The following is a 6,851-nucleotide window of genomic DNA, read 5'->3' on the forward strand; positions in this document are numbered from 1 at the left end:
GGGACGGCGACGGGGGGCAGCAGGCCGGGCATGGGCAGCTGCGCGTCCGCCGCCCGCCCCTCGCCTTCCTCGACCCCCGCGATCTCCTCGGCCGGCGGCGGCGGGATGTCGTCGGACAGCCGCCCCCCGCCCTCGCGCAGAAGCCGCTGCACGCCCTTGATCGTATAGCCCTGCACATACAAAAGGCCGGAGATGCGGCGCAGCAGGGCAATGTCGTCGGGCCGGTAGTAGCGCCGCCCGCCGCCGCGCTTCAGCGGGCGGACCTGCGGGAACTTCGTCTCCCAGAAGCGCAGGACGTGCTGCGGGATCTGCAACTCGTCGGCGACTTCGCTGATCGTGCGGAAGGCCTGCGGCGACTTGCGGGCGCGCACGCGGGACGGGCCGTGCGGACCGTCATCGTCGTGCTGGTCGCTCTCCAAACCCGGATCGGCGCCGTCGTCGGTGGCGCCGGAGTCATTCATCCCCCGCCCCGTCATAGCCGGCGCCGTCATCCGACCCGTCATCCAGCCCGCCATCGCCCATGCCGGGCTGGCGGCCGTTGACGACATCCTTCAGCCCGTTGCTCGGCCGGAACACCAGCACCCGGCGCGGCAGGATCGGGACTTCCTGCCCGGTCTTCGGATTGCGGCCGATGCGACGGCCCTTCTGGCGGACAGAAAACGTGCCGAAGCCGCTGATCTTGACGGATTCTCCGCTTTCCAGCGCGGCGCCGACGCGCTCCAGCACCGCTTCCAGCAGATCGGCCGACTCGTTACGCGACAGGCCGACCTGCGCGTAGATCGCCTCCGCCAGATGCGCGCGAGTGACCGTGTTCATGATTAAGAAACGGTAGGGGCCACGCGCTTCCCCCGTCAAGGAAGCGGCCGGTCAGGACGTCGGAAAATATGTCAATATCAGATGCTTGCGGCGCAGCGTGGCGGTGATGCCACAGTGTCACATCCGGATCAGCGCGGAGCCCCAGGTCAGACCGCCGCCCAGCGCCTCCATCAGCACCAGGTCGCCGCGCCGGATGCGCCCATCCGCCCGCGCCTCGGCGAAGGCGAGCGGCACGGATGCGGCGGAGGTATTGGCGTGGCGTTCCACCGTCACCACCACCCGCTCCGGCGGCAGGCCGAGCTTGCGGCCCATGGCGTCGATGATGCGCAGATTGGCCTGATGCGGCACCAGCCAGTCGACATCGGCGCGGCCCAGCCCGTTGGCGGACAGCGCTTCCTCGACCGCCTCGGCCAGGCGGGTCACGGCGTGGCGGAACACCTCGCGGCCGTTCATCACCAGATGCTGCGGCCGGTCGTGCCGGCCGGTCGCGCCGTCCACGTAGAGGATGTCGCCCAGCGTGCCCTGCGCATGCAGATGCGTGGACAGGATGCCCGGCGCCTCCACCCCCTCGCCCGTGCCGGCGCGCAGGAACACCGCGCCCGCCCCGTCCCCGAACAGCACGCAGGTGCCGCGGTCGCGCCAGTTCAGGATGCGCGAATAGACCTCGCTGCCGATCACCAGCACGCCGCGCGCCTGTCCGCTGCGCACCAGCCCGTCGGCCACCGACAGCGCATAGATGAACCCGGCGCAGGCCGCGGCCAGATCGAACCCATACCCGCGCGTGACGCCGAGCGCCGCCTGCACCCGCACCGCCGTCGCGGGGAACGCCTCGTCCGGCGTGCTGGTCGCCACGATGATGCAGTCCACGTCGGCCGCCGTCGCGCCCGCGTCCGCGAGCGCCGCGCGCGCCGCCTCGGTCGCCATGCTGACGGCCGTGTCGCCGGGGCCGGCGACACGGCGTTCGGCGATGCCGGTGCGCTCGCGTATCCAGGCGTCGGACGTCTCGAGCGTGCGGGCCAGCTCGTCGTTGGTGACGACGCGGGCCGGTAGGAACGCGCCCGACCCTTCGAGCACCGATCGCGGCAGGCGCGGCTGGGGTTGCGCCACCATCGTCAGGACCCCGCCGCCATGCGCGGCGCCTTGCCGCCCTCGCGCGCGCCCAGCGCGCCGGAATCGACGATCCGCGCCAGGCCGTCGCGGATGCGGTCGTTGAAGCTGTTGGCCGCCATGTCGATCGCGAGATCGAGCGCATAGGCAAAGCCCTGCGCATCCGTGCCGCCGTGCGACTTCACCACCACGCCATTGAGCCCCAGCATCATCGCGCCGTTGTAGCGGCGCGGATCGATCATCTCGCGCAGCCGTTCCAGCCCCGGCCGCGCCAGCACATAGCCCATGCGCGTCGCGATCGACGCGGTGAACACCGAGCGGAGCATCTGCAGCACCAGCTTCACCGCGCCCTCGGCCGTCTTCAGCGCGACGTTGCCGGAAAACCCGTCGGTCACGATCACGTCGGTGGTGCCGCTCGCGATGTCCGTGCCCTCGACGAAGCCGTGGAAGTTGGGCGCGAGATAGGTGCCGCGCAGGATGTCGGCCGCCTCGCGCACCCGCTCGTCGCCCTTCAGCTCCTCGGCGCCCACGTTCATCAGCCCGACCCGCGGCGTCGTCAGACCGAGCACGGTGCGCGCGAACACGTCGCCCATCACCGCGAACTCCACGAGGTTGCGCGAGTCGCAGCTCGCGTTGGCCCCCACGTCCAGCATCACCGTGTCGCCGCGCGCCGAGGGCATGATCGCGGCGAGCGCCGGGCGGTCGATGCCGGGCAGCGCCTTCAGCACGATCTTGGCCAGCGCGAGCAGCGCGCCGGTATTGCCGGCGGACACCACGCCCGAGGCATGGCCGCCGGCCACGGCGTCGATGGCCGCGCGCATCGACGTGCCGCGCAGCCGCACCGCGGCGGCGGCCTTCATGTCGTTGCCGACCACCTCGCGCGCGTCGCGGATTTCCGAATGGGCGGCCGCCCGCTTGTGCCGGCGCAGCAGCGGCACCAGCGCCGCCTCCTGCCCGAACAGCAGGAACTTCACGCCCGGATGCCGTTCCGCCGCGATGTCCACGCCACGCACGATCGCCTCTGGCGCGTGGTCGCCGCCCATGGCGTCCACCGCGAGGGTGCAGATCGGCACCACGCTGCCGGCCGGGTTCAGCACGATACCGGTCCCGCGCGTCGTCGTTCGCCTGAGGTCCGGCGCGTGCCGATCAGGCGCGCACGGCGCCCCGCAGCGCCTTGCCGGCCGCCACAACCTCGCGGCCGTCGTAGTGACCGCAATGCGCGCACACGTGGTGCGGCCGCTTCAGTTCGCCGCAATTGCCGCACTCCGCATGGGCCTGCGTGGTCAGCGCGTGATGGCTGCGCCGCATGCCGCGCCGCGACGGCGAGGTCTTCTTCTTTGGAACAGCCATGGCACAGCCCTTCGACAAATGGTGCGAACGGCGGCGGCTCCGCGGGGTTTCGCCTGGGCGCGCCGACGGTCACAGGATGGCAACAACGGGAAGCGCGGCGTCTAGCAGAGGCACTCCGAGGCGACAAGCCGGACAGCGGCGCCGCCCCCATCCTACCGCCTGCCCGGGTGCGGCGGAAGCCATGCGCCCTGGTCATGTCGCCGACCGGACCGGCGGCCCGCCGGCCCTCGGCGGGTTCACGCCCGGCGCTTGAGGACGGCGAACGGCGAGGGCCGGGCCGGTGGCGCCTCCGTCGCCGCGCCGGGCGGCGGCTCCTCCGTCAGGTCCGCCGTGTCGGGGAGGTCGGGATGGCGCGGATAGGGATCGAGCGCCAGCGCCAGTTGCTCGGCGGCGGCCTCGCCGAGGTCGATATGCGATCCGACGATCGGGATCTCGTCCGGCGCGTCCACGTCGATCTCCTCGGACAGCGCCGATTCGGGGACGAAATGCAGCACGAAGGGCTCGGTCACCACCGACTCGAACTCGTCGCCCGTGATCACGCAGACCTGCCGCACCCGCGCCTCCAGCACCCCGTCGGCCGACAGGGCGCCGCCGCGCAGCGGCCGCAGCAGGAAGCGGCAACGCAGGGACTCGATCGCCGGCAGGCCGAAACGCGAGGCGAGCAGCGCCCGCTCGCCATGCCCGGCCTCCACCTCCGCCGTCCGTCCCTCGGGACCGACGGCGCTCACGGCATAGGGGCGGGAGAACTCGGGCGTGACCGGATCGCTCATGCCGCCGCCTCCCGTGCCGGCAGGAAGCCCGCCTCGCCGTCCAGCACGGCGGCGCGGTCGAGGGCCGCGATCTGCGCGCGCACGATGCGGGCAAGGGTCGCCGCCGCGCCCGGCGCCGCCGGGGCCGAACGCCAGACATTGCGTTCCAGCGCCGCCGCAAGCGCGGCCCCGCCATCCGCTCCGGCGCCCTGCAGCGCGGCCTCATAGGCGACGGCGCGGCCGTGAAACGCCTCCCACATGGCGCGCACACGCTTGCCCACGGTCATGTCGCCCACGCCGAGTTCGCGCAGGCTGCGGTCCATGTCGCTGAACATCGCGTCGAACACGCCCTGCGCGATGTCCGGCCCCGGCGCCTCGAGCGCCCGCAGCCGGCGGATCAGCAGGAAGGCATACACGGCGATCAGATCGAACCGCCCGTCCATCGTGTCGGGCACGCCGAGCCCGTCCGGCGGGTCCTGATAGTTCCAGGGCTCGCGCGCGGCGCGGACCGACGCGCTATAGAGGGAGAACGCGAGCCGTTCGAGCCGCACCCGCTGCCGGCCCCTTTGGAGCAGACTCAGCAATGTCTTTGTCCCACCTGTTGTCGACGCCGCGGAGCCGGAAGCCTGCACGCCCGGTGCCCCGCCACAGGGCGGAGGATAGCCCCGGCGGCAGGCACCGGAATTGACGCCGTGCCTGGAATTGTGGTCGGTCATCCACTCTATCAACGCGGGGTGCCTGTGCAAATCAACGACGCGGTGAACCCATGTCCGGCGCGGCCCACCTCCGGGCGGCGCCCCCGGGCGGCGGCCCTGCTCCTGCTCGTCGCTCTCGGCGGCTGCAGCTTTTTCGAGGCACGGCCGCAGGTGCGCGGCAATCTCGTGGATACCGACACGCTGAAGGAGCTGGTCCCGGGCACCTCCACCCGCGCCGACGCGACCGCGCTGCTCGGCTCGCCCACCGCCAAGGCGACCTTCGACGACAATACCTGGGTCTATATCGGCGAGGTGACGCAGCCGCAGGTCGGCCGCACGCAGGATGTCGTCAGCCAGGAAGTCGTGCTGCTGAGCTTCAACAACGCCGGCGTGCTGGAGCATGTCCGCACGCTCAACCAGGACAATTCCTACCCGGTGGAGATGGCGAGCGGCGCCACGCCCTCGCCGGGCAGCGAGGCGTCGCTCCTGCAGCAGCTGTTCGGCAGCATCGGCAAATACAACCCGCTGGGCGGGGCGCTGGGTAACCAGCCGGGCGCGCCGACGGGCGGGGCGAACACGAACACGCAGTAGCGGGTACGCGATCGCTCAGAAATGGCTCCAGCCGCCCGGGCCGAGGGTCAGGGCGGCACCGTCATGGAGCACCGTCACGCCGGGCGGCTCGCCCGGACCGGGTGGCCGGCAGACGCCGATCGGCGTGACCGGGATACCAAGTGCGCCCGCGCGGGCGCGCAGCGCGGCCAGACGCCCCGGCGGGACCGCCATCACGATTTCGTAATCATCGCCCCCGGTCAGCCGCGTCGCCAGCCACGCCGTCCGATCCCCTTGCCCGCCGACCCCAAACGCCGCCGCCGAGGCCGGCACCGCCCCGGCGTCGATCTCCGCGCTGACCCCCGACGCGCGGCACAGATGGCCGAGGTCCTGCACCAGCCCGTCCGACACATCGAGCGCGGCATGCGCGACGTCCGGCGCGATCAGCCCGAGCCGGGGTGTCGGCAGCCGGTAGCGGCCGGCCAGGAAACCGTCCGGGTCCGGCACCTGCCCCCGCGCGGCGGCGAGACCGAGCGCGCCGTCGCCGATCGTCCCGGTCACCACGATCAGGTCGCCCGCCACCGCCCCGCCCCGCCGCACCATCCCGCCCGGAGCGACATGGCCGATCAGGGTCGCGGTCAAGGTCGCCGCCCCCGGCGTGCCGGTCGTGTCGCCGCCCAGCAGCGCCAGCCCGTACGCCGCCTGATCCGCCGCCAGCCCGGCGGCGAAGCGGGCGAACCAGTCGTCCGGGGTATCCACCGGGACGCTGACCGTCAGCAGATAGCCGAGCGGAACCGCGCCCTTCGCCGCCAGGTCCGACAGGTTCACCCGCAGCAGCTTGCGGGCGACCAGGTCGGGCGGATCGTCGGGCAGATAGTGCACGCCGGCCACCATCGCATCGACCGTCAGCACCAGCGCGCGGCCCGCCGGCGGCTCCAGCAGCGCGGCATCGTCCGTCAGGCCAAGGCCCGCCGGCCCCGCCAGCGGCGCGAAATGCCGCGCGATGCGGTCGAACTCGGGAGGCAGGCGGGTGGCGGGTGGTGCGGCCACCGCGCGCCCCTCAGACGGCCGCGTCCGTGAACTCCTGCGGGCGCAGCTGGCGGGCCAGCCGGTCGAGCAGCCCGTTGGCCATGCGCGGCTCGTCGCCGTCGAAGAAGCCGTGCGCCACGTCCAGGTATTCGTTGATGACAACGCGCGCCGGCGGCCCGTCCGTCATCGACAGCTCCGCCGCCCCCGCCCGCACCAAGGCGCGCAGCACCGGATCGAGCCGGGCGAGCGGCCATTCCGCCGGCAGCGCCACGGCGATCATCCGGTCATTGGCCTCCTGCGCCTGCACCGCCGTGCGGACGATGCGGGCGAACAGCCCCACCTCCACGTCGGGCACGCGCCCGTCGTCGTAGCCGGCATCGGGATCGCCCCGCCCCTCGGGCGGCGGGCCGAGGCGATGGCGGACGAACTGGTCGATCACCGTCTCCGCCGTCTCGCCGCTCTGCTCGCTCTGGAACAGCGCCTGCACGGCTGCGACGCGCGCGCCGGTGCGCGGGCGGGACGTGGGCGGGCGGCGGCGCGGGCGCTGGCTCACGAC

10 protein-coding genes are annotated in these 6,851 nt (G+C 72.9%); 1 reads left to right on the top strand and 9 read right to left on the bottom strand.

Going from position 1 to position 6,851, the window contains the following annotated elements:
* The 7 genes from B8460_RS08015 to B8460_RS08045 form a co-directional block, all read right to left on the bottom strand.
* On the bottom strand, positions 1 to 461 hold a 461-nt coding region (locus B8460_RS08015; protein WP_148360455.1), incomplete at its 3' end, for a MerR family transcriptional regulator.
* A complete protein-coding gene (locus tag B8460_RS08020; protein WP_048861066.1) occupies positions 454 to 816 on the bottom strand; it encodes an integration host factor subunit alpha in 363 nt (120 codons plus the stop codon). The genes B8460_RS08020 and B8460_RS08015, both read right to left, overlap by 8 nt.
* A 117-nt stretch (positions 817 to 933) precedes the next feature.
* On the bottom strand, positions 934 to 1,926 hold the full coding sequence (locus tag B8460_RS08025) for a beta-ketoacyl-ACP synthase III (RefSeq protein WP_048861067.1): 993 nt from the start codon (positions 1,924 to 1,926) through the stop codon (positions 934 to 936).
* Positions 1,927 to 1,928: 2 nt separating this feature from the next.
* A complete protein-coding gene (gene plsX, locus B8460_RS08030) occupies positions 1,929 to 3,017 on the bottom strand; it encodes a phosphate acyltransferase PlsX (RefSeq protein ID WP_084623326.1) in 1,089 nt (362 codons plus the stop codon).
* Between the two features lie 52 nt (positions 3,018 to 3,069).
* Positions 3,070 to 3,273, bottom strand: a complete 204-nt coding sequence (rpmF, locus tag B8460_RS08035) for a 50S ribosomal protein L32 (RefSeq protein WP_048861068.1) — start codon at positions 3,271 to 3,273, stop codon at positions 3,070 to 3,072.
* Positions 3,274 to 3,509: 236 nt separating this feature from the next.
* The gene (locus B8460_RS08040; protein WP_084623323.1) at positions 3,510 to 4,043 is read right to left on the bottom strand and encodes a YceD family protein; all 534 of its coding nucleotides are present in this window, start codon (positions 4,041 to 4,043) and stop codon (positions 3,510 to 3,512) included.
* A complete protein-coding gene (locus tag B8460_RS08045; protein ID WP_241771144.1) occupies positions 4,040 to 4,573 on the bottom strand; it encodes a ubiquinol-cytochrome C chaperone family protein in 534 nt (177 codons plus the stop codon). Before B8460_RS08045 ends, B8460_RS08040 begins: the two co-directional genes overlap by 4 nt.
* Before the next feature lie 183 nt (positions 4,574 to 4,756).
* On the opposite strand from B8460_RS08045, the gene B8460_RS08050 reads away from it, so the two are divergent.
* Positions 4,757 to 5,308, top strand: a complete 552-nt coding sequence (locus B8460_RS08050; protein ID WP_241771145.1) for an outer membrane protein assembly factor BamE — start codon at positions 4,757 to 4,759, stop codon at positions 5,306 to 5,308.
* 15 nt (positions 5,309 to 5,323) lie between these two features.
* Here the strand turns inward: B8460_RS08050 and thiL are convergent, their stop codons facing one another.
* Together thiL and nusB are read right to left on the bottom strand one after the other, a co-directional pair.
* The gene (gene thiL, locus B8460_RS08055) at positions 5,324 to 6,316 is read right to left on the bottom strand and encodes a thiamine-phosphate kinase (RefSeq protein ID WP_048861069.1); all 993 of its coding nucleotides are present in this window, start codon (positions 6,314 to 6,316) and stop codon (positions 5,324 to 5,326) included.
* A 10-nt stretch (positions 6,317 to 6,326) separates the two neighbouring features.
* The gene (gene nusB, locus B8460_RS08060) at positions 6,327 to 6,848 is read right to left on the bottom strand and encodes a transcription antitermination factor NusB (RefSeq protein ID WP_048861070.1); all 522 of its coding nucleotides are present in this window, start codon (positions 6,846 to 6,848) and stop codon (positions 6,327 to 6,329) included.
* Positions 6,849 to 6,851: the final 3 nt, after the last annotated feature.

The sequence above is a fragment of the Acidisphaera rubrifaciens HS-AP3 genome, from assembly GCF_000964365.1.
Classification (GTDB): domain Bacteria; phylum Pseudomonadota; class Alphaproteobacteria; order Acetobacterales; family Acetobacteraceae; genus Acidisphaera; species Acidisphaera rubrifaciens.